Here is a 22,984-nt window from a genome sequence, read left to right on the forward strand (position 1 = left end):
GTTACACCCAAGTCTAGTGGTTGCCCGGGTTTTTTGCCTGTGCGCCCACCTTGGCCTGGGTCGTGTTGCGCAATGCTTCTTCGGCCTGTTGCCGGCGCAGCTGCTGCCAATGCTCAAGCACCGCCGGCGGCGCCCACAACTGAGGCTCAGAGGCGTCGAAACCTTCCCTTTGTTCCCTTTCGGCAACACTGCCGCGTGCCAGTTCAAACGCCTGTTTCAGGTCGTCGGTCTGGTTCAGGGCCTGGGCGAACAGGGCTTCGCCAAAGTAGGTGAAATCAGCTTCCTCCGAGCAACCGAAGGAGACACGGTCGGCGCGTGCGGCAGTCATGATCAGGGTACGCTCATCTTTCAGCGGGGCGATATACCCCCCTGAATAGCAGGCCGAGATGACAATGACCTTGTCGCGATCCTTCAGCGGCGCAAGGGCCGTTGCCAGCTCGTCGGCGGACAAGTCGGCCAGTTGCAGGCGGGGTTGGTCGAGCACCAGCTGGTGGTCTGCGCTGCCGTGGCTGGTGAGGTAGATGAACACCAGGTCTTCCGGGCCGCTGCGCTCGGCCAGGGTGCGGGCGGCACAGGTGAGGTTCTCGCGGGTTGCCATGGGGCGGTTGGCCAGGTGGTCGCGGTGGTTGACCAGCGTCACCTGGCCGCGGGCGCCAAAGCGTACCTTGAGCATGTTGCTGACGTAGTCGGCTTCACGTAGGAACACACTCTGTTGCCCATCACCGCCCACCACCAGGCTGTACAGCTGAATCGGCGGGGCCGAGCGCGGCACTGCGGCCAGCGCCTGTTGAAGTAGCCGGCCCTGGTTGAGCAGGGCCAGGTCAAGCGGGTCGGGCAGCAGCGTGCCATGCTGGTCGCGCACGCGCACCCCGTTGGCCCACACGCCGCTTTCGACCTTGCCGTTGGGCAGGATCAGGCGCCCCTTGCCGTTGTAGGCATCGTTGAGGAAGCCGCCTACGTACTGGCTGCCGTCGGCCAGTTGCAAGCTGCCTTGGCCAGACAGCCGCCAGTCGGCGAACGTGCCTTTGTAATGGCTGCCGTCGCTGCCCAGCAATTCACCTTCGCCGATCAGCGAGCCGTCCTTGAATTGGCCGATCCAAACATCGCCATCGGCACTCTCGTAGCGGCCACGGCCTTCAATACGGTTGTCCTTGAACTCGCCGATGTACTGCTCGCCATCGACGCTGTCGTAGGTGCCGCTGCCTTGCAGTTGGCCATTGCTGAAATGGCCGCTGAACCGGTTACCGCTGGCGTCGCTGCGCACCCCCGCGCCGTTGGGCTTGCCCTTGGCGAACAGGCCCTGGTAACGGCTGCCGTCGGCCAGCACCAGCTCGCCGGCGCCGTCGTACAGGTCGTCCTTGAATTGGCCGCGGTAGGTTTGGTCGGCTTGCTTGAGGGTGCCTTCGCCATCGCGGCGGCCGTGCTTGAACGTGCCGGCATAGTGGCTGCCCGGTGTGGTCAGGTCGCCCAGCCCCTCGAACAGCCCCGCGGCGAACTGGCCGCGGTACACCTCGCCGTTCTGGCCATGCCATTCGCCCTGGCCATGCCACTGGCCGTCCTTGAAGGTGCCGGCATACCAGCTGCCGTTGGGGTAGTCGATCCGCCCCTCACCCTGCAGCAGGCCATCGACCACCTGGCCCCGGTAGCGCCCACCGTCGGGCAGGCGGGCATCCGGCGGCAGCAACGATTCGCCATCGCCACAGGCGGCGAGCAGCAGGACCAGGGTAATGGGGAGCAGTGGACGCATGGCGAGAACCGGGCAATAGGTCTGCCGATTATGACGCAGATTGGGATCCTGAAACAGCGAGCGCCTGCGCTGACGCACACCCCTGTAGGAGCGGCCTTGCGTCGCGATGGGCCGCGCAGCGGCCCCACGATTTCAGCTTCGCCGCAGATATCGCCGGGGCCGCTTCGCGCCCCATCGCGACACAAGGCCGCTCCTACAGGATTTGTGCTGGCCCTTGGTCTTGTGCAGTACCTGTGGGCTTACCGGAGATGAAGCCAGTCAGCTCAACCTCAATGCCAGGTGATATCCCCGGCCTGGCGATGTAACAGCAACTCGGCCAGTACCTTGGTCATCTGTACGTGATGTACCGCATTGACCAGCATGTTGATACCCGGCTCACCGGCATTGGCGCAGATGTACTCGTCCAGGGTGTCTTCAATGCCGGCCATCAACTGCAGGGTGTGGATTACTGCGTCGACCGAGGGCATGTCCTGGTTGATGGTGTAGAAGGGGCGGGAAGTCAGTGTTTTGGGTGGATCGGGGACAATCTTTTTCATGATCACAACTCACACGTCGGTTCAGGAAATAGTCACCACTGCATCCTTTCTCACGGGATAGGGTGGCGACCGTGCACGGGGTGAGAAACCCGAGGACGTGTGAGCTCGGCCAGACCGAAGCCTGCCCGCGCACGGCTGCCATGACAAATGCCGCAATCACACATCTTCGGGTTTCTCACGCCCGGCCACCATACATGGCGACTCTGTGACGGTATCCCTGAGGTGTTTCCCCGACAATGGAGCGACTTCCGACAAGCTCGTAGGATAATTCGCTAGATGATCCAAGCTGAAGCATTTGGTTTCAGATTCAGAAATGTCTTACATCCCTTGAGCCTTGTTCGATAACTGTGGGAGCGGGCGTGCCCGCGAACACCGGCGAAGCCGGTGCCATCTACCGAGTCGTCGGCTTCGCGGGCACGCTCGCTCCCACAGGTTGAGGTGCAATCAATGCCCGCCTGGTGACACGATGATCTTCACGTTTTCCTCCTTGTTGTTCACCAGTTCCTCAAACCCCAGCTCGACAATCTGCTCCAGCCCGATCCGCCCGGTCACCAGCGGTCGAATGTCCAGCCGCCCGTCTGCAATAAAGGCAATGACATCGGCAAATTCGCCGTTGTACGCCAATGCCCCCAGCACCTGCTTCTCGGTGGATACCAGTTCGAAGAAGTTGAATTCGCTGGGCTCTTCAAAAATGCCTACCAGCACGCACTTGCCGGCCTTGCGGATGGTGTCGATGGCCAGCTTGGCCGTGTGCTTGTTGCCGATGCACTCGAAGCTCACATCCGCCCCCAGGCCGCCGGTAAGCGCGCGAATCTCTGCCAGGGCATCGCACTGGCTCGGGTCGAGCACCACACTGGCGCCGACTTCCCTGGCCTTGGCCTTGCGCGCAGATGACATTTCCAGCGCAATCACCTGCGCCGCACCGGCTGCCTTGGCGCACATGATGGTGCACAGGCCGATGGTGCCGGCGCCCACCACCACCACGGTCTGGCCCAGCAAGCTGCCGGCCTTCTTCACCGCATGCATGCCCACCGCCAGCGGCTCGATCAGCGCGCCAGCCTCTGCCGGAAAGCCCTGCGGCAAGCGGTACAGCAGGTTCGCCGGCACATTGACCCACTCGGCGAAGGCGCCGTTGTTCATAAGGCCGGTGAAGGCCAGGCGTTCACAGATGTTGTACAGGCCATGGGTACAGTAGTAGCAGGTGCCGCAATGCTGGCAGGCGTCTGCAGCCACCGGGTCACCGACGGCAAAGCCTTCGACGCCTTCGCCCAGTTTGGCGATCTGACCACAGAATTCGTGGCCGAGAATGCACTGGCCCTGGATGCCGGTCAGCGGGTGCGGCGCCTCGACCGGGATGAATACCGGCCCGGCGACGTACTCATGCAGGTCGGAGCCGCAAATGCCGCACCAGTCGACCTTGATCTGCACCCAGCCCGGCGCCGGGTCGGCTGGCAGGGGGACCTGTTCTACGCGAATGTCGTTGCGGCCATGCCATACGGCAGCGCGCATGTGGGTGTGGCTCAAGTCATTCATGGTTGTTCTCCAGGCTCACGGAATAGGTTCAGTGCTTGCGCAGGAATGCGAGCAATTGCTGGTTGACCTGGTCGGCCGCCTCCATCTGCACCATATGGCCGGCTTCGGGCAGCACCAGTACTTCGGCCTCCAACCCTTCGGCATGGCTGGCCGGGATGATCGCGTCCTTGCCGCCCCACACCACCAGCGCCGGGTGCTGCCCCAGCACGCCACGCAGGTCGTGGCGTTGGCGGTCGCCTTCGGCCAGTGCCGCAGCCAATTGCTGCAGGGCCTGGTCAACGCCTTCCAGGCGCTTGAACCTGAGCATGTCTTCCAGCATCTGCCGGGTGACCAGCGCCGGGTCGGCGAACAGCTGCACCATCTGTGGCTTCAGGGCATTGCGGTTGGCTGCGCTGACGAAGCCTTGCAGGTATTGCCCGTTGATCGCTTCACCCAGGCCGGCACTGGCCACCAGGCTCAGGCTGGCCACCCGCTGCGGTGCCAGGCGCGCCAGGTTCAGGCTGACTGCACCGCCCATCGAATGCCCCGCCAGGTGCGCCTTGGCAATGCCCAGGTGGTCAAGCAGGGCCAGCACGCTCTCGCTCAGTTCATCCAGATCGCCGCGCTGCAGGGCCTTGGCCGACTCGCCATGCCCCGGCAGATCAAGGGCGATCACCCGCCGCTCGGCCGCCAGCGCCGGGTGGTTGAACAGCCAGTTGTTAAGGTCGCCGCCAAAGCCGTGCACCAGCACCAACGGCGTGCCGCCTTCACCCAGCTCGAACCAGCGCAGCAGGCGGCCGCCCACTTCAGCCTTTTGCGGGGCCGGGCCCTGGGCCTGGTCGGCGCCGCCTTCGGCGACGAACTCGGCCTGGAAGCGCTGCACCACGGCATCGATCTCGGCCTCTGCGGCTTCGCCTTCCACCACCACGGCCAGCAGCGCGCCCACCGGCAGGGTTTCATCCGGCTTGGCCACCTGGCGGCGCAGCACGCCGCTGAACGGGGTCTCGACACTGCTGCTGATCTTGTCGGTCTCGACGTCCAGCACCTCGTCGCCCTTGGTGATCGGGTCGCCTTCCTGCTTGAGCCAGGTGTCTACCCGGCCCTCGGTCATCGACAGGCCCCACTTGGGCATGGTCAGGGTATGGATCTGGCTCTGGCTCATGCGGCACTCCTTGCAGCTTCGATCACTTTGCGCACGGCGGCCTCGATCTTCGCCGCGTCGGGGATGTACAGGTCTTCCAGGGCGTCGGAGAACGGTACCGGGGTGTGCGGTGCGGTGACCATCTCGATCGGGCCCTTGAGCGCAGCGAAAGCCTTCTGCGCCACCAGGGCACTGATATCGGTGGCCATCGAGCAGCGCGGGTTGGCTTCGTCGATGACTACCAGGCGGCCGGTTTTTTCCACGCTTTCCAGAATGCTGTCTTCGTCCAGCGGGCTGGTGGTGCGCAGGTCCAGTACTTCGCAGTCGATGCCCTGGCGGGCCAGGTTGTTGGCGGCCTCCAGGGCTACATGCACCATGCGCCCGTAGGTGACCAGGGTCACGTCATCGCCATCACGCAGGAAGTTGGCTTCGCCGAAGGGGACCGTGTACACCTCTTCCGGCACCTCGCCCTGCATGCTGTAGAGCAGCTTGTGCTCGCAGAAGATCACCGGGTCGTTGTCGCGGATCGCCTGAATCAATAGCCCCTTGGCGTCGTAGGGCGAGGATGGGCACACCACCTTCAGGCCTGGAATGTGCGTCCACAGCGAGGTGAGCATTTGCGAATGCTGGGCCGCTGCGCGCAGGCCTGCGCCGTACATGGTGCGCATCACCAGCGGGGTGACTGCCTTGCCGCCGAACATGTAGCGAAACTTGGCGGCCTGGTTGAGTATCTGGTCCAGGCAGCAGCCGGCGAAGTCCACGAACATCAGCTCGCACACCGGGCGCAGGCCCTGGGTGGCGGCACCGACCGCTGCGCCGACGTAGCCGATTTCCGACAGGGGAGCGTCCAGTACCCGGCCCGGGAACTGGTGGTACAGGCCCTTGGTCACGCCCAGCACGCCACCCCAGGCGTCTTCCTCACCGGGCGCCCCGGCACCGCCGGCAACGTCCTCGCCAATGATGAACACACTGTCGTCGCGGCGCATTTCCTGGGCCAGTGCTTCGTTGATGGCCTGCTGGTAGCTGATCTTTCTTGCCATGGTGGTTCTCCTGTTGTTCTTGTAATGCGCGGCTCAGGGGTAGGCGACGTAGACATCGCTGAGCAGGTCGGCGGGCAGTGGCTTGGGGTCGGACTTGGCGCGGCGCACAGCGTCTTCGATCAGGTCCTCGACGCGTGCGTCGATGGCGTCCAGCTGCTGGGCCGTGAGCAGGCCGGCGCGGGTGGTCTTGTTGCGGAACTGCATCAGGCAGTCGCGCGATTCGCGCAGGTTCTTGACTTCATCCGCCGCGCGGTAGGTTTGCGCGTCGCCCTCGAAATGGCCGTAGTAGCGGCTGAGCTTGACCTCGACCAGCGATGGGCCTTGCCCGGAACGGGCGCGTTCGATGGCCGCACCGGCGGCCTCGTACACGGCAAAGAAATCGAAGCCGTCGATGGTCACCCCGGGCATGCCGAAGCCGGCCGCGCGGTCGGCGATGTGGTCGCAGGCCACCGACCAGTTGGAGGCGGTGGCTTCGGCGTAGCCATTGTTCTCGGCGACGAAGACGCACGGCAGGTTCATGATCGACGCCATGTTCATGGCTTCGAATACCGCGCCTTCGTTGGAGGCTCCGTCGCCGAAGAAGGCCACCGCCACGTCGTCGCGCCCCTTGAGCTTGGCCGCCAGCGCCGCGCCGGCCACCAGGGGGGCGCCGGCACCGACGATACCGTTGGCCCCGAGCATGCCTTTCTCCAGATCGGCAATGTGCATCGAGCCACCCTTGCCACCGCATACGCCGGTCTTCTTGCCGTAGATTTCGGCCATCATGCCGTACACATCCACGCCCTTGGCGATGCAATGGCCATGGCCGCGATGGGTCGAGGCGATGCAGTCGCTGTCGCGCAGGTGGGCCATTACCCCGGCAGCCGAGGCCTCTTCGCCGGCGTAGAGGTGCACGAAACCGGGGATTTCGCCAGTGGCGAACTCCACGTGCAGGCGTTCTTCAAAGGCGCGGATGGTGCGCATCACTTCATAGGCATGCAGCAGTTGTTCGGTACTGAGTTGATTGGACATGTTGTTGTTCTCCGGGGTTGTCTCAACACGGGTTTGCAGGGTGCAGTCGATGGCCGCGAGGCACGGCCAGCAGGTGGTGACGGGCGGCATGCGCCAGCACGGCCTCGACGTCCACACTGAGCGGGCCGCGGTGGTCGAGGGTGATGGTGGGGGTGTCGTGTTCGGCGAATTCGATTTCGCGCTCGCCGTCCAGGGCCAGGGTGCCGCTGGCCAGGCTCAGGCGGTGGGCAACATCGGGCAGCAGCGTGCCGCTGGCGGTGATGCCACAGGCTTGCAGCAGGCCGGGGGCCAGCGGCGCGAGCAGTGCCTGTTCAGCGCCGGGTGCCAGGCGAACCCAGGCGCCGTGCGGGGCCTGGCGCGACACCGGGCACCACAGGCCACACAGCGCCGACAGGCCGATGGCATGCGGTTCGGCGAAGCAGGCGAAAACTTCGGCAAGGTCTTCGCGGCGGCTGAGTGCGCGGGCGCCGATGAAACGCTGCGGTGACACTGCCACTTCCACCAGGGCCCATTCGGCCAGTTGCTGCTGCGGCACTGTCACCACCAGGCGCTTGTTGCGGCGCAGGCCAATGCTGGCCGGTACCCGGCCGGTGGCCAGCAGGCCACCGGCAAGGCCGGCGCTGGTGGCCTCGCGCAGTTCGGGGAAGGCATTGTTGGTGCCGGTGGAGAGGGTCAGCAGTGGCACATCTTGCGCCTCGGCGGCGACGGCCTTGTGGGTGCCATCGCCCCCCAGCACGGCGATCAGCGCCACACCGCGCTCGACCATGCGTCGGGTGGCCAGGCGGGTGTCGGCTACGGTCTGCGACAACGGCAGGTCGAGTATTTCGATGGCTGGCCAGTGCTGGTCGAGCGCAGCCGGGCCGTGGCTGGCCTTGAGCACGGCGGCGGCGATGCCGGTCATGTCGCTGGGCAGCAGCACCTGGCCGATGCCGGTGGCGCCGAAGGCGGCCAGCAGGCGCTGGATTGCCGAAGCCTTGTCGGTGCTCGAATAGAGCCCGGCGCTGGCCGTCAGGCGGCGCAGGTCACGGCCGGAGGCAGGGTTGGCAATGATCCCGACAAGCGGGGCGGGTAGCGGCATGGCGCACCTCGTATTCTTGTTTGCCAAGACAGGAGCAAGGGCGGTGCCAGCTTTGCCCAAGGGCGCCGAAGGGGCCGTTGCAGAGCGCTTTGGCCTGCCTTGGTGGCGGCTGCAGGGCGGGCACGGCGAGACGCGCGGTGCCAGTGCGCAGCCGCGTTGGGCGAGACGCTGAGACGCTGCGTCTCAAGCCAGCCGGTAACCACACAGTGCTTGTCGGGGCGGGCGCGCAAGCGCTTAATGGCCGAACAACGATAAAAACAGCAACGAGAACCGGAGGGCCCGAATGCTTGCCGCGAACTCCCGAGCCCATGTCGATTGCGTCAGCAGGGTGCTGAAGAATGCCGACCGCCTGCCACAGGCGCCGGTACCGCCGCTGATCCTCGATTCATGGCGCCGTTCCATGGAGCTGTACCGCCTGGACCCCGCCTCCCAGCAGGGCCCGCGCATCCTTTCCCAAAGCCTGCTCAATGAGTGCCGTGAACGCGCGCAGCTGTTTCTGCGCATCGCCAGCGACGCCGTGGCCCGCCTGCACGAGCGCGTGCGGGGCGCCGACTATTGCGTGCTGCTGACCGACGCCCAAGGGCGCACCATCGACTACCGGGTCGAATCGGCCATTCGCAACGACTGTCGCAAAGCCGGCCTGTACCTGGGCACTTGCTGGTCGGAGGGCGAGGAGGGTACCTGTGGCGTGGCGGCGGTGCTCACCAGCAAGGCCCCGGTCACGGTGCACAAGCGCGACCACTTCCGGGCGGCATTCATCGGCCTGACCTGCACGGCGGCCCCGGTGTTCGACCCGTTGGGTGAGTTGCTGGGGGTGGTGGATGTGTCGGCCTTGCAGTCACCGGACGACCGCCGCAGCCAGCACCTGATCCGTCAGCTGGTCGAGCAAACCGCTCGCGACATCGAAAACGCCTTTTTCATGCACACTGCCCAGGGCCACTGGGTGATGCGCGCCCATGGCACGCCGGGCTATGTGGAAAGCCAGCCTGATTACCTGCTGGCCTGGGATGCCGATGGTCGCCTGCAGGCCATCAACAGCCTGGCCCGGCAGCGCCTGGTCGAACGCCTGGGCCGTTTGCCGGTGCACATTGGCGAGCTGTTCGACATGGACCAGCTACGCCGGGTCAGCGCGTCGTCGGCCCAGCGCCTGCCTGGCCTGGGTGGTTTGTACGGCCGGGTCAGCGCCCCTCGGCAACGCCAGCGGGCGCAACCGCTGCAGCAGGCCCAGGACAGCCGCATCGAACAGCATCTGCGCTTGGCTACCCGTGTCAAGGACTGCAACCTGGCCGTGCTGGTGCTGGGTGAAACCGGGGCCGGCAAGGAGGTGTTCGCCCGTCAGTTGCACCAGCAGAGCCAGCGCTGTGACGGCCCCTTCGTGACCCTGAACTGTGCAGCCATCCCCGAGAGCCTGATCGAGAGCGAGTTGTTCGGTTATGTGGCGGGGGCTTTCACCGGTGCTTCCAGCAAAGGCATGCAAGGGCTGTTGCAGCAGGCCCACGGCGGTACGTTGTTCCTCGACGAGATCGGTGATATGCCGCTGAACCTGCAAACCCGGTTGCTACGGGTGCTGGCCGAGGGCGAAGTGGCGCCGCTGGGCGCGGCGCGGCGGGAGCGGGTGGATATCCAGGTGATCTGTGCCACCCACCGTGATCTGGCGGCAATGGTAGAAGACGGGCGTTTCCGCGAAGACTTGTACTTCCGCCTGGCCAATGCCCGCTTCGAGTTGCCGCCGCTGCGTGAGCGGGAGGACCGGTTGGGGCTGATTCACCAATTGCTGGCCGAAGAGGCTGCGGCCTGTGGCGTCGAAGTTGTACTGGCGGACGATGCCTTGCAGGCGCTGCTGGTTTATCGCTGGCCGGGCAATTTGCGCCAGCTGCGGCAGGTGTTGCGCTATGCCTGTGCGGTCAGTGAGGCCGGGCAGGTGCGGGTGCAGGATTTGCCGCAGGAGGTGCGGGGTGTGGCGGTAGGCTCGGTCGCAAGCGAGGTGTCGTGCGCGGCGCGGCAACTGTTGCTGGATGCGCTGATTCGCCATCGCTGGAAGCCGGCCGATGCTGCGCGGGCGTTGGGCATTTCGCGGGCTACCCTGTATCGGCGGGTGCATGAGCACCGTATCGAGATGCCGCGGATGAAGGGGTAACCTGCGGTCCCTGTAGGAGCGGCCTTGTGTCGCGATGGGGCGCGCAGCGGCCCCACGATCTCAGCTTCGCCGCAGATATTGCCGGGGCCGCTTCGCGGCCCTTTCGCGACGCAAGGCCGCTCCTACAGGGGGTGTGAGCCTTGGCTAAGCAAAAAAAAACCCCGGCACAAGTCCGGGGTTCTGGTCCATCACACTACACGATCACTCCTGGTTGGCCAGTTTGTGCTCGAGGTAGTGAATGTTGACGCCGCCTTCGCAGAAACCTTCATCACGCACCAGGTCGCGGTGCAGCGGGATGTTGGTCTTGATGCCGTCGACGACGATCTCGTCCAGGGCATTGCGCATGCGCGCCATGGCTTCATCGCGGTCTTTGCCGTAGGTGATCAGCTTGCCGATCAGCGAGTCGTAGTTCGGGGGTACCGAATAACCGCTGTACAGGTGCGAATCCACGCGCACGCCGTTGCCACCCGGGGCGTGGAAGTGCTTGACCTTGCCTGGGCTCGGGATGAACTTCTTCGGGTCCTCGGCGTTGATCCGGCACTCCAGCGAGTGGCCACGGATGACAACGTCTTCCTGGCGGAACGACAGCTTGTTGCCAGCGGCGATGCTCAGCATCTCCTTGACGATGTCGATACCGGTGACCATCTCCGACACAGGGTGTTCAACCTGCACCCGGGTGTTCATCTCGATGAAGTAGAAGCGGCCGTTTTCGTACAGGAATTCGAACGTACCGGCACCGCGGTAGCCGATCTCGATGCACGCATCGACGCAGCGCTTGAACACTTCCTGGCGGGCCTTTTCATCGATACCCGGGGCTGGTGCTTCTTCCAGGACCTTCTGGTGGCGACGCTGCAGCGAGCAGTCACGGTCACCCAGGTGAATGGCGTTGCCCTGGCCGTCGGACAGCACCTGAACTTCCACGTGGCGTGGGTTGGTCAGGAACTTTTCCAGGTAGACCATCGGGTTGCCGAAGGCAGCACCGGCTTCGGTGCGGGTGAGCTTGGCCGAGGCGATCAGGTCCTCTTCCTTGTGCACCACGCGCATACCGCGACCACCACCGCCACCGGCGGCCTTGATGATCACCGGGTAGCCGACGTCACGGGCGATTGCCAAGGCGACTTCTTCGTCTTCCGGCAGCGGGCCATCGGAGCCCGGTACGGTCGGTACGCCCGACTTGATCATCGCGTCCTTGGCCGAAACCTTGTCGCCCATCAGGCGAATGGTGTCGGCTTTCGGGCCGATGAAGGCGAAACCGGATTTTTCCACCTGCTCGGCGAAATCGGCGTTTTCCGCCAGGAAGCCGTAACCCGGGTGAATCGCGGTGGCGCCAGTCACTTCGGCGGCAGCGATGATCGCCGGGATATGCAGGTAGGAATCCTTCGACGATGCAGGGCCGATGCAGACCGACTCGTCTGCCAGGCCCAGGTGCATCAGTTCACGGTCGGCAGTGGAGTGCACGGCGACGGTCTTGATGCCCAGCTCTTTGCAGGCACGCAGGATCCGCAGGGCAATTTCCCCGCGGTTGGCGATCAGGACTTTTTCGAGCTTCCCAGACATCGTTGGCTCTCCGCGATTCAAACGATGGTGAACAGCGGCTGGTCGAACTCAACCGGCTGGCCGTCTTCTACCAGGATGGCGTCGATGACACCGCCAACATCGGCTTCGATGTGGTTCATCATCTTCATGGCTTCGACGATGCACAGGGTGTCGCCCTTCTTCACGCTCTGGCCAACTTCAGCGAAGTTCGGCGAGGTCGGCGAAGGTTTGCGGTAGAAGGTACCTACCATTGGCGAACGGACCACGGTGCCTTTCAGCGCCGGGGCAGCAGCAGCGGCTTCGGCGGCTGGCGCAGCAGCGGCGACCGGGGCAGCAGCGGCCGGGGCGGCAGCCATCGGGGCCGGTGCGTAGAACTGCTGGGCAGCTGGGGTCTTGCTGTGACGGCTGATACGAACCGACTCTTCGCCTTCCTTGATCTCCAGCTCGTCGATGCCAGACTCTTCCAGCAGCTCGATCAGTTTCTTGACTTTACGGATATCCATTAATCATCAACTCCCAAAGGTTCGGTCAGGGGGCGAAATACAAAAACGTATCTAGAACGTTTCTCTGGAACCCCGGCCCATCGGGGCCGGGGTTTTCATCATTTGGGCTGTGCGTTGGCAGCCAGTTGTTCCAGTGCAGACTCCAGGGCCAGGCGATAACCGCTGGCGCCCAGGCCGCAGATCACCCCTACGGCCACATCGGAAAAGTAGGAGTGGTGACGGAACGGTTCGCGTTTGTGCACGTTGGACAGGTGCACTTCGATGAATGGGATGCTCACCGCAAGCAATGCGTCACGTAATGCGACGCTCGTGTGGGTGAAAGCAGCCGGATTGATCAGGATGAAGTCCACACCCTCGTTGCGTGCCGCGTGAATGCGGTCGATCAATTCGTATTCGGCATTGCTCTGCAGGTACTGCAGATGGTGGCCTGCGGCGCGGGCACGTTGCTCCAGGTCCTGGTTGATCTGGGCCAGGGTCACGGCGCCGTAGTGGCCAGGCTCGCGAGTACCGAGCAGGTTGAGGTTGGGGCCGTGAAGCACCAGTAGCGTTGCCATCTGTGGATTCCTTGGATTTGTAGGGCAATTCGACACAGCGCGGCGAGTGTGCCGTAAAGCGACGGCAAGTGTCCAGTTCCCGGCAATAGCCAGCACGATGTCCGAGATTCGCGCGAAGTATGTGACCAAATATTTAAATCTGGTCACCTAATCGAGGATTTTTCCCGGCCCGCGGGAAGTTATAGACCGAGTTTGCCGCGCACGCGCGTGAGAATCTGCGCGAATTCCCCGGCATTTATCTCGCCAATCACCCGATCGGCGGTAATTTCGCTGCCGTTCGCGGCAAAGAACAACAGCGCAGGCGGGCCGAACAGTTGGTAGCGGTCAAGGAGCGAGCGTTGCTCGGCGTTGCTTGCGGTGATGTCGAACCGCAGCAGCTTGAACGCCGCCAGTTGCGGCTGCACCTGGGCGGCGTTGAGCACCTCGTGTTCGATGACCTTGCAACTGATGCACCAGTCGGCGTACCAGTCCAGCAACACCGGTTGGCCGGCTGCCTTGGCCTGTGCCAGCGCGGCATCCAGGGCTTGCGGGGTGGTGATGGTTTGCCAGGCCTGCGCTGTGGCCGCGGTAGTGCCAGCGCTGGCCGCCTGGCTGGGCACGGGCAGGGGCCGCAGCGGGTCGCCCTGGCCACTGAGGGCGCCATACCAGCAAGCCAGCGCGTATACCAGCAAGGCCAGGCCGAGCAGTTGCGCCAGGCGCTGGCGCGCAGTCTTGACCACGAACTCCAAGGCGCCGAGGAACAGTGCCACGCCTGCGGCAAGCAGGCCGACCAACAACAGGGTTACCGGGCCGGGCAGCACCCGGCTGAGCAGGCCGATGGCCAGCCCCAGCAGCAGTACGCCGATGGCGTTTTTCACGGTGTTCAGCCAAGGGCCGCTTTTCGGCAGCCAGGCTGCGCCACCGGTGGCCACCAGCAACAGTGGCGCGCCCATGCCCAGGCCCAGGGCGAACAGTTTGAGCGCCCCGCCCAAGGCATCGCCGCTGGCGCTGATGTACAGCAGCGCGCCTGCCAGGGGCGCCGACACACAGGGCGAAACCAGCAGGCTGGAGAGCACGCCGAGTACTGCAGCGCCCAGTAGCGAACCACCCTTGGTGTGGTTGGCGACGTTGTTCAGGCGGTTATTCAGGGCTTGCGGCAGCTTCAGTTCGAACAGGCCGAACATGGCCAGGGCGAACACAACGAAGAACAGCGCGAAGGGCACCAGTACCCAAGCCGATTGCAGGCGTGCCTGCAGGTTCAGGCCGGCGCCGAACAAGCCCATCAGCGCGCCGAGTGCGGCGAAGCTGGCGGCCATTGGCAGTACGTACGCCAGCGATAGCGCCAGCCCGCGTGGCCCACCGACCTGCCCGCGCAGTACTACGCCGGAGAGAATCGGCAGCATCGGCAGCACACAGGGGGTGAAGGTCAGGCCGACCCCGGCGAGGAAGAATAGCAGCAGCGATTTCCAGCTCCAGGCCTGTTCGATTGCGCCAGGGGTGTTTTTGCCGGCTTCGCCATCGATGCTCAGCCGGGCGGTTTCCGGCGGGTAGCACAGGCCCTTGTCGGCACAGCCCTGATAGCCCACCAGCAGGGTAAAGGCACGCGGATCATTGCGCGGCAGTTCGATATCGAGCACGCCGTGGTACACCTCCACGTCGCCGAAGAACTCATCGTGCTTGGCCTCGCCCTTAGGGATGTTCGGCGTGCCCAAGGCGATGTCGGCGGGTTCGGTGTGGAACTGGAAGCGGTGGCGGTAGAGGTAGTAGCCGTCGGTGGCGATGAAGCGCAGCTTGATGGTATGCGCATCGGCCTGGATCAGGTCGAGCTTGAACGCCTCGTGCACTGGCAGGAAGTCGGCGTTGTTGGCCAGCGAAGCGGCGCCGAGGGTGGCGCTGGGGCGGTTGTCGAGCAGGCTGGTGGCGAAGACAGGGCTGGCCAGCAGCAGGAACAGCAGGAAAAACAGGCGGCGCATGGCGAACTCGCGAGGTGGAACGTGCCGGGCATGATAACGGAGTTGGCGCAGGTTGAAAGGGACGGCGACACCTGGCGCCACTTGTGTATTGTCTGTGCCGGCCTCAGACCCTGAAGGCCCGCACCGCCTTGCTCAGCTCCCCGCCGAGGCTCAGCAATTGCTCACCCTGCTCACGCCCTTCACCAATGCGCTGCAGGTTGTCTTCACCCAACGCGTGAATCCGCTCGCTATGATCACGAATCTCACTCACCGCGCCAGTCTGTTGCGCGGTGACGTCGGCAATGCGTACCGCCGTATCGGCGATCGTGCGGATCGCGCTGACGATCTCATCCAGCGCGCCATCGGCGGCCTGGGCCTGGTTGGCGGTGGTTTCGGCGTGTTCGAGCTGGGTGCGCATGCCGGCCACCGACTCCCGCGCCGCCTGCTGCAAGCGGTCGATCAGTGCCTGGATTTCGCCAGTAGCCCCGGTGGTGCGCTGCGCCAGCGAACGCACCTCGTCAGCCACTACGGCAAAGCCGCGGCCCATCTCGCCAGCCCGGGCCGCTTCGATGGCGGCGTTCAGCGCCAGCAGGTTGGTCTGTTCCGCAATCGAGCGTATCACCGTCAGCACCCCGCCGATGGTGGCCGACTCTTCGGCCAGTTGCTCGATCATGCGCGCATTGCCCTGTACCTCATCGACCAGTTCCCGCAAGCCCGACAGGCTCTGGCCAATCACCGCCTGGCCCTGTTCCACCGCACGCCCGGCATCGCGGCTGGCATGGGCAGCAGCGCTGGCGTCACCGGCCACTTGCTGAATGGTGGCTTCCAGCTCGCCCAAGGCGTCGCGGATCTGCCCGGTATCGCCGGCCTGGCGGTGGGCGCCATCGTGCAACGCGGCGCTCATGTCGGCCAGGGCATGGCTGCTGCCGGCGACCTGCTCGGCATTGTGGCGAATGGTGCCCACCAGATCGACCAGGTACTGGCGCAGGCGGTTGAGCGATGCCTGAATGTCATGCAGTTCGCGGTTGGTCTTGCCCAGGGCGATCACTTGGGCGAAGTCGCCCTCGGCCCAGCACGATAGCGCCGGGGCCAGGCCGGTCAGGGTGCGCGCCAGGCGCCGTTGCAGAGTATCGATCAACAGGGCGATGAACAGGATCAGGGCGATCATCAAACCCTGGATGATGCGCACCTCGCCGGCAATTTGGCCATGTTGGGCGCGCACTTGCGGTTCCAGCGCGGCGATGGCCTGCTGTACGGCTTCCAGGCGCTGGCCGGTGCTGGCAGCCAGGGCGGCACGGCGCTCGATTTGTTCGCGCGTGCGCTGCAATTCGGCCGGGTAGCGGCCCAGCAGGTTTTGCAGCTCACGCTTCAGGCCCACGGCGATGTCTTCCTGCCGGGCGCTGGCCTGGGTTTGCAGGCCCATCATGGCGGCGAAGTCGTCGGCACCAGAGGCCGCAGCGCGGGTGACACCGAGCAAAGGCAGGGCATCGATGGCCTGTGCCTGGCTGCGGATCAGTTGCAACTCACGCTGCACTTCGTCAGCAAGCTCCGGGCGGCCGCTGCTGACCAGCTTGTCGCGGGCCAGTGCCAGCCGGCCCAGGTGCACGCTGGCGTCGAGCAGCGGGAGCAAATAGCGGTCGGCCTCGGCAGTGCCGCTGTCGCGGGCGTATCCGGCCAGTTGCTCGAAATTGGCCCCCAATTCCCGTTCGGCCTGCAACAGCAGCGCTTGCGGGTCGCCAGCCAGCTTCCCGGCCGCCAGCAACTCGTTGCCGGTGAAGGCCTGCAGGCTGGCCAGGCTGGGGCGCAGGTTGGCCGCCAGTTCGGCGGGCCAGTCGGCCAGGGCGCCTTGCAGTTGCTGGATGGCCTGCGTGGCGGCGGCATGGCGCAGGGCATCCCCGCTGCCCAGGTAGGCGTGGATATTGCCCGCCACCTGCTGCTGGAACTGCTGGGACAGGCCCAGGTAGCGCTCCATCAGCTGATAGGGCCGTTCCAGCGCCCGTTGCGACCACCATAGGGTAGCGGCCAGGGTGAAACACACAGTCACCAGCAACAGCGTATTGAAATTGGTCAGCCACTTCAGGCGCATAGCCGCGAACTTCCTGCGGAGGGGAGTGGGGGTAGGCGGCTGAAGTTATTGCGATTGTGTGACCGGATGATGACGCCGAGGGCTTGGCGTCAGAAAAAAGTGGCAGAGTGCCTCTATCTTATGGCGCTATCGATTCCTCGCAGGCAGGGCCGTTTCAGCGCTCTACCCGTACTACACAGTTACGCCCGGCATGCTTGGCGCGGTACAGGGCTTCATCCGCCGCGCTGGCCATGGTCAACGCGTCCAGCCCCTCATCCATCTGCACCACCCCGGCACTGAAGGTGCACTGCAAATCCTGCGGCTGTGCCGGGTAGATGATCTCGGCAAAGCGCCGACGAATCTCGTCAAGCACCTTGTGGGCGGCCTCCAGCGCGGTATTGGGCATGACGATGGCGAATTCCTCGCCGCCGTAACGGCCAATGAAGTCGGTCTTGCGCAGGCGCTGCTTGAGGAACAGCGCCAGGCTCTTGATTACCCGGTCCCCCATGGGGTGGCCGTGGCGGTCGTTGATCTTCTTGAAGTGGTCGATGTCGAGCATGGCGAAACTCAACGGCTGCTGCTCACGGCGGGCGCGGAAGCTGCAATCCTCAAGCAATTGCAGAATATGGGTGTGGTTGTACAGCCCGGTCAGGCTGTCACGCACCATGCGTGCCTTCAGGTGCCGCGCGCGGGCCGCACGGTTGCGCACGGTGGTGATCAGGTGGCGCGAGCGAAACGGCTTGGTCAGGAAGTCATCGCCGCCTTCGCTCATGGCATCCAGTTGCTTGTCCAGGTCGTCTTCGGCGGACAGGTAGATGATCGGCACGCTCACATAGCGGTCACTGTGGCGGATCACCTTGGCCAGTTCCGGGCCGGTGCAAGCCGGCATGTACAGGTCGAGAATGATCAGGTCGGGCTGAAAGTCGGCCAGCTCGGCCATGGTGCGGATCGGGTCGGTCAGGCTGCGGGTCAGCATGCCGGCGCTGGCCAGCACCCGTTCGGTGTGCAGCGCCTGGGTGCGTGAGTCGTCGATGATCAGCACTCGCAATGGGTCGTGCGGGCCGGCGTTGGTCAGCAATTCGACCTTTTCCAGCAGGCTGGATGCTTCCAGGCTGCCGGTCAGAAAGTCCTGCCCACCGGCGCGCACGGCAGCCAGGCGCGTCGGTGTGTCAGCTTCGTGGTGGCTGAAGAACAGCAGCGGAATGTTCTGCGCCAGGCCGTGTTGTACCTGGGCGGCCAGCAGCAGGCCCTGGCCGCTGCCGGTGAAGTCGACATCCATGATGATGGCCGCAGGCGGGTATTCGCCGACCGAAGCCAGAAACGCGGCAGCGTTGGGCAGCGCCTGCACCAGCAGCCCGAAGAATTCCAGTTGCTGGGCCAGGCGCTGGGCCCGCTCGTGGTCCTGCAACAGGATGTACACCGGCTTGCGCAGGGGCACCAGTACCTCGTCAAGGGAGTCGTCCTTGCGCAGGCCGCTACGCGACAGTTGCGGGTCGGGGCACAGCGGGCTTGGCTCGACGGCTTGGCTCATGACCTGGCTACTTGTAGGTTGGGATATGCAGGGGCAATGATGGCTCTATGCTAGCAGCTCTTTTCCCTCGCATGAGTGCCCTGTATCAACATTGCGTTCAGAACGAATATTCAGTTACCGACTGATTGGTCGCTTATGCGTAAGGCGGTGTCTGCTTTATAGTGCTGCCACGCGGGCTTGCCGTGGCACCCTGGCGCAGGCCTGTGGTCAAAGCCCCTGAACCGTCGTGACTGATTAAGGACAAAGCCATGCTGGATTGGAAAAACCGCGAGGCCAAAGCCGAGCCCCGTGAGCGTGTCGACGGCCGCGGCGCTGCCGCCCGTAGCTACCTTGGCGGCCTTTGGAGCCGAGCCCTGGGAACCCTGATCGGGTTGTATCTGCTGGTGTGCATCGGCTTGGGCTGGTACTGGAGCCAGGAACCTGCGCTGTTCCCGGTGCAGCAGAATGCCCAGGCTGCTGCCGAGCGCAATGGCCAGCAGATGGTGATTGGCTACACCACCGTGGAAACCCTCAAGACCGTGGCCGGCACCCTGCTGAACAAGCCGGGCGGCTACATTTCCAACGACCGCTTCCCGCCAGGGCTGTGGATGGACAACATGCCGAGCTGGGAGTACGGCGTGCTGGTCCAGGTGCGCGACCTGTCCCGCGCCTTGCGCAAGGACTTCGCCCGTTCGCAGTCGCAATCTACCGAAGACGCCGACCTGGCCAAGGCCGAGCCGCGCTTCAACTTCGACAACAAGAGCTGGATCCTGCCCTCGAGCGAGTCGGAGTTCGAAGAGGGCATCAAGTCGCTGTCGCGCTACCAGACCCGTCTGGCTGCTGGCGACAAGGGCGCGATCTTCTATACCCGCGCCGACAACCTGAACAACTGGCTGGGTGACGTCGCCACCCGCCTGGGTTCGCTGTCGCAGCGCCTGTCGGCCAGCGTTGGCCGGGTCAAGCTCAACACCACGCTGAAGACCGAGTCGGTGGTTGCCGGCCAGGCGCCGCAAGTGGACGAAGAGCTGGTGGAAACCCCATGGCTGCAGATCGACAACGTGTTCTACGAGGCCCGTGGCCAGGCCTGGGCGCTGTCGCACTTGCTGCGTGCCATCGAGGTCGACTTTGCCGATGTACTGGCGAAAAAGAATGCCACGGTCAGCGTGCGGCAGATCATTCGTGAGCTGGAAGCCTCGCAAGAGCCGCTGTGGAGCCCGATGGTGCTCAACGGCAGCGGCTTCGGCATGTGGGCCAACCACTCGCTGGTCATGGCCAACTACATTTCCCGGGCCAACGCGGCGGTCATCGACCTGCGCCAGTTGCTGTCGCAGGGTTGAGCATGGCCATCAGCGCCAACGAGGCCGCCCACCGGGCGGCTTCCGACCGTGAGCTGGTCACCTGGGTCGACGAAGCCGACAAGGTACTTGGCGCCTTGCCCCGCGCCGAGCTGCGTGAGCGCGGCCTGATTGGCCGCTGCACGTTCATTCTGCTGTTCAACAGTGCTGGTGAGTTGTGTGTACACCGGCGTACCTTGAGCAAGGCGCTGTACCCAGGGTACTGGGATGTGGCAGCGGGTGGCATGGTCACGGCCGGCGAAGGGTATGCCGAGTCGGCGGCGCGTGAACTGGCCGAGGAGCTGGGCATTGAAGGCGCGGCACTGCGTTTTCATGAGCGGTTCTACTTTGACCAGCCCGATAACCGTTTGTGGTGTGCGGTGTATTCGGCGGTGTCGGATGCGCCGCTGCGGTTGCAGCCGGAAGAGGTGATCGAGGCGCGGTTCATTGGCCTGGCGCAGGCTGAGGAAGAAAGCCTGATGAAGCCGTATTGCCCGGATTCGCTGGCGGCGTTGCAGCGCTACAAAGCCAGCCTGGGATGACGTGGGGACCGCTTTGCGGTCCTTTCGCGACGCAAGGCCGCTCCCACATCGATCGGCGTATGCAGGACCTAGTGGGAACGGCCTTGCGTCGCGACAGGGCTGCAAAGCAGCCCCAGTTCCCGGGTAGTCGCAAAACATTCGCAAAATGCCGCAATCCTGTACTTAGCAATCGCCGCATTTATCGTTACACTGCGCGCCCTTTTCGGGCTGCCGCATGTCTTGCAGCAGTAGCGCCGCCCCTGCCAGAGTGGGGCTTCGCGGTCGGCCTCATCCCCAAGGTACGACCAGTTTTTGTCCTCTGCACCGAGGAACAAAAGTGGCCAAGAAAGCTTCTTCCTTCGCCGCCCTTGGCGGTCTCGTTTACTCCACCGACGCCGGTCGGCACTGCCCCGACTGTGGCCAGCCGGTGGGTGCCTGTACCTGCAAGCAGCAGGTCATCCCCGAAGGCGATGGCATTGCCCGTGTGCGCCGTGAAAGCAAAGGCCGCGGCGGCAAGACCGTGACGACCGTCACCGGTGTGCCATTGCCGCCCGATCAGCTCAAGGAGCTGGCCACCACCCTGAAGCGCCGTTGCGGTACCGGTGGCGCGGTGAAGGATGGGGTCATCGAAATCCAGGGCGAGCATGTCGAGCTGCTGATCGCCGAGCTGATCAAGCAGGGCTTCAAGGCGAAAAAGTCCGGCGGCTGAGCCGGCGCGCATTTTTGCCCAGTGCTTTCTAAACTCGTTGCCGTGGCCAGGGTCTACCCTGGGGCACGGACGAATCGTCATTTTCGGCTTTTACACTGCGCCCGCCAGCATGCAGGGCAGTGTCTTCGACTTATCTATAGGGGACTTGAATGTCCGTACGACGCACACGCAAAGACGATGGTAGCCAATGGACCGTGGCCGACAGCCGCAGTGTTTATGGCATCCGCCATTGGGGCGCTGGTTATTTCGCCATCAATGAGGCCGGGCGCGTCGAAGTGCGCCCCAACGGCCCGAACAGCGCGCCGATCGACCTGTTCGAACAGGTCGACGAACTGCGCCAGAGCGGCTTGTCGTTGCCCTTGCTGGTGCGCTTCCCCGACATTCTGCAGGACCGCGTTCGCCAGCTGACCGGCGCTTTCGACGCCAATATCGCGCGCCTGGAGTACCAGAGCCAGTACACCGCGCTGTACCCGATCAAGGTCAACCAGCAGGAAGCGGTGGTGGAGAACATCATCGCCACGCAGAACGTGTCGATTGGCCTGGAGGCCGGCTCCAAGCCAGAACTGTTGGCGGTGCTGGCGCTGGCGCCGAAAGGCGGCACCATTGTCTGCAACGGCTACAAGGACCGTGAATTCATCCGCCTGGCGCTGATGGGCCAGAAGCTCGGCCACAATGTGTTCATCGTCATCGAGAAAGAGTCGGAAGTGGCCCTGGTGATCGAAGAGGCCGCCGAGCTCAAGGTCAAGCCCCAGGTTGGCCTGCGCGTACGCCTGTCGTCGCTGGCTTCGAGCAAGTGGGCCGACACCGGGGGTGAAAAGTCCAAGTTCGGGTTGTCGGCCGCGCAGTTGCTGTCTGTTGTCCAGCGTTTCCGCGATGCCGGGTTGGACCAGGGTATCCGCCTGCTGCACTTCCACATGGGTTCGCAGATCGCCAACCTGGCCGACTACCAGCACGGCTTCAAGGAAGCCATCCGTTACTACGGTGAGTTGCGTGCGCTGGGCCTGCCGGTGGACCACATCGATGTGGGTGGCGGCCTGGGTGTCGATTACGACGGTACCCACTCGCGCAATGCCAGTTCGATCAACTACGACATGGACGACTACGCCGGCGTGGTGGTGGGCATGCTCAAGGAGTTCTGCGATGCGCAGGGCCTGCCGCACCCGCACATTTTCTCCGAGAGCGGCCGTTCGCTGACCGCGCACCACGCCATGCTGGTGATCCAGGTGACCGACGTCGAGAAGCACAACGACCAGGTTCCGACCATCGAGAACAAGGAAGCCTTGCCCGAGACCGTGCAGTGGCTGGTCGACCTGCTTGGCCCGACCGACATCGAGATGGTGACCGAAACCTACTGGCGTGCCACCCACTATATGGGTGACGTGGCTGCGCAGTATGCCGATGGCAAGCTCACCCTGAGCGAGAAGGCCCTGGCCGAGCAGTGCTACTTTGCGGTCTGCCGCCGCCTGCACAACTCGTTGAAGGCGCGCCAGCGTTCGCACCGTCAGGTGCTGGACGAACTCAACGACAAGCTGGCCGACAAGTACATCTGCAACTTCTCGGTGTTCCAGAGCCTGCCCGACACCTGGGCCATTGGCCAGGTACTGCCGATCATCCCGCTGCACCGCCTGGACGAAGAGCCCCTGCGGCGTGCGGTATTGCAGGACCTGACCTGCGACTCCGACGGCAAGATCAACCAGTACGTCGACGAGCAGAGCATCGAGACCAGCATGCCGGTGCATGCGGTGCAGGAGGGCGAGGATTACCTGTTGGGCGTGTTCCTGGTCGGTGCGTACCAGGAAATTCTGGGTGACATGCACAACCTGTTTGGTGACACCGACTCGGTGAACATCTACCAGAACGCCGATGGCAGCGTGTACCACGCGGGCATCGAAACCCACGACACCATCGAGGACATGCTGCGCTACGTGCACCTGTCGCCCGAAGAGTTGATGACCCACTACCGTGACAAGGTTGCCAGCGCCAAGATCACGGCCCGTGAGCGCACGCAGTATCTGGATGCCTTGCGGCTTGGTCTGACCCGGTCGTCGTACCTGTCGTCGTAAATGCCGGGGCCGCTTTGCGGCCCATCGCGACACAAGGCCGCTCCTACAGCTCATCC

General features: G+C 64.3%; 17 protein-coding genes and 1 pseudogene. 5 read left to right on the plus strand and 13 right to left on the minus strand.

Features of this window, described 5'->3' with window-relative positions:
* Nucleotides 1–13: 13 nt before the first annotated feature.
* The 7 genes from L1P09_RS02650 to L1P09_RS02680 form a co-directional block, all read right to left on the minus strand.
* Complete coding sequence (locus L1P09_RS02650; RefSeq protein WP_235768428.1) at nt 14–1,747, minus strand: C13 family peptidase; 1,734 nt, start codon at nt 1,745–1,747, stop codon at nt 14–16.
* Nucleotides 1,748–2,016: 269 nt separating this feature from the next.
* Nucleotides 2,017–2,283, minus strand: coding sequence for a hypothetical protein (locus tag L1P09_RS02655; RefSeq protein ID WP_235768429.1), 267 nt, complete (start codon nt 2,281–2,283; stop codon nt 2,017–2,019).
* Between the two features lie 444 nt (nt 2,284–2,727).
* Nucleotides 2,728–3,792, minus strand: coding sequence for a 2,3-butanediol dehydrogenase (locus L1P09_RS02660; protein ID WP_223809663.1), 1,065 nt, complete (start codon nt 3,790–3,792; stop codon nt 2,728–2,730).
* A 52-nt stretch (nt 3,793–3,844) separates the two neighbouring features.
* Nucleotides 3,845–4,957, minus strand: coding sequence for an acetoin dehydrogenase dihydrolipoyllysine-residue acetyltransferase subunit (locus L1P09_RS02665; protein ID WP_235768430.1), 1,113 nt, complete (start codon nt 4,955–4,957; stop codon nt 3,845–3,847).
* Entirely contained in the window at nt 4,954–5,976 is a 1,023-nt protein-coding gene (locus tag L1P09_RS02670; protein ID WP_009685756.1) for an alpha-ketoacid dehydrogenase subunit beta, read from the minus strand. The genes L1P09_RS02665 and L1P09_RS02670 overlap by 4 nt, the downstream gene beginning before the upstream one ends.
* A 33-nt stretch (nt 5,977–6,009) precedes the next feature.
* Entirely contained in the window at nt 6,010–6,987 is a 978-nt protein-coding gene (locus L1P09_RS02675; protein WP_125854944.1) for a thiamine pyrophosphate-dependent dehydrogenase E1 component subunit alpha, read from the minus strand.
* Nucleotides 6,988–7,009: 22 nt separating this feature from the next.
* A complete protein-coding gene (locus tag L1P09_RS02680) occupies nt 7,010–8,065 on the minus strand; it encodes an ATP-NAD kinase family protein (RefSeq protein WP_047149809.1) in 1,056 nt (351 codons plus the stop codon).
* Between the two features lie 283 nt (nt 8,066–8,348).
* On the opposite strand from L1P09_RS02680, the gene L1P09_RS02685 reads away from it, so the two are divergent.
* Complete coding sequence (locus tag L1P09_RS02685; protein ID WP_054904352.1) at nt 8,349–10,202, plus strand: sigma-54-dependent Fis family transcriptional regulator; 1,854 nt, start codon at nt 8,349–8,351, stop codon at nt 10,200–10,202.
* Between the two features lie 201 nt (nt 10,203–10,403).
* On the opposite strand, the gene accC is transcribed toward L1P09_RS02685, so the two are convergent.
* The 6 genes and pseudogenes from accC to L1P09_RS02715 form a co-directional block, all read right to left on the minus strand.
* Nucleotides 10,404–11,759 (minus strand): acetyl-CoA carboxylase biotin carboxylase subunit, encoded by a 1,356-nt coding sequence (gene accC / locus L1P09_RS02690; protein ID WP_054904351.1) that lies wholly within the window; start codon nt 11,757–11,759, stop codon nt 10,404–10,406.
* Between the two features lie 17 nt (nt 11,760–11,776).
* Entirely contained in the window at nt 11,777–12,241 is a 465-nt protein-coding gene (gene accB / locus L1P09_RS02695; protein ID WP_029886935.1) for an acetyl-CoA carboxylase biotin carboxyl carrier protein, read from the minus strand.
* Between the two features lie 98 nt (nt 12,242–12,339).
* Nucleotides 12,340–12,795 (minus strand): type II 3-dehydroquinate dehydratase, encoded by a 456-nt coding sequence (aroQ, locus tag L1P09_RS02700; RefSeq protein WP_003255330.1) that lies wholly within the window; start codon nt 12,793–12,795, stop codon nt 12,340–12,342.
* Nucleotides 12,796–12,974: 179 nt separating this feature from the next.
* Nucleotides 12,975–14,747: a protein-disulfide reductase DsbD gene (locus L1P09_RS02705; protein ID WP_235768431.1), complete on the minus strand. Its 1,773-nt coding sequence runs from the start codon at nt 14,745–14,747 to the stop codon at nt 12,975–12,977.
* A gap of 103 nt (nt 14,748–14,850) precedes the next feature.
* Nucleotides 14,851–15,375: pseudogene (locus tag L1P09_RS26500) on the minus strand (methyl-accepting chemotaxis protein); the annotation flags it as partial.
* A 1,591-nt stretch (nt 15,376–16,966) separates the two neighbouring features.
* The gene (locus tag L1P09_RS02715) at nt 16,967–18,322 is read right to left on the minus strand and encodes a diguanylate cyclase (protein ID WP_054904349.1); all 1,356 of its coding nucleotides are present in this window, start codon (nt 18,320–18,322) and stop codon (nt 16,967–16,969) included.
* Between the two features lie 248 nt (nt 18,323–18,570).
* Between L1P09_RS02715 and L1P09_RS02720 the strand changes: the two genes are divergently transcribed.
* From L1P09_RS02720 to speA, 4 genes are all read left to right on the plus strand, one after another.
* Nucleotides 18,571–19,638, plus strand: a complete 1,068-nt coding sequence (locus tag L1P09_RS02720) for a DUF2333 family protein (RefSeq protein ID WP_009685766.1) — start codon at nt 18,571–18,573, stop codon at nt 19,636–19,638.
* A 2-nt stretch (nt 19,639–19,640) separates the two neighbouring features.
* Nucleotides 19,641–20,177, plus strand: coding sequence for an NUDIX hydrolase (locus L1P09_RS02725; protein WP_054904348.1), 537 nt, complete (start codon nt 19,641–19,643; stop codon nt 20,175–20,177).
* Nucleotides 20,178–20,493: 316 nt separating this feature from the next.
* A complete protein-coding gene (locus tag L1P09_RS02730) occupies nt 20,494–20,865 on the plus strand; it encodes a translation initiation factor Sui1 (protein ID WP_054904347.1) in 372 nt (123 codons plus the stop codon).
* Between the two features lie 149 nt (nt 20,866–21,014).
* Nucleotides 21,015–22,928 (plus strand): arginine decarboxylase, encoded by a 1,914-nt coding sequence (gene speA, locus L1P09_RS02735; RefSeq protein WP_029885908.1) that lies wholly within the window; start codon nt 21,015–21,017, stop codon nt 22,926–22,928.
* Nucleotides 22,929–22,984: the final 56 nt, after the last annotated feature.

Source organism: Pseudomonas juntendi (genome assembly GCF_021560075.1).
GTDB classification, from domain to species: Bacteria; Pseudomonadota; Gammaproteobacteria; order Pseudomonadales; family Pseudomonadaceae; genus Aquipseudomonas; species Aquipseudomonas juntendi.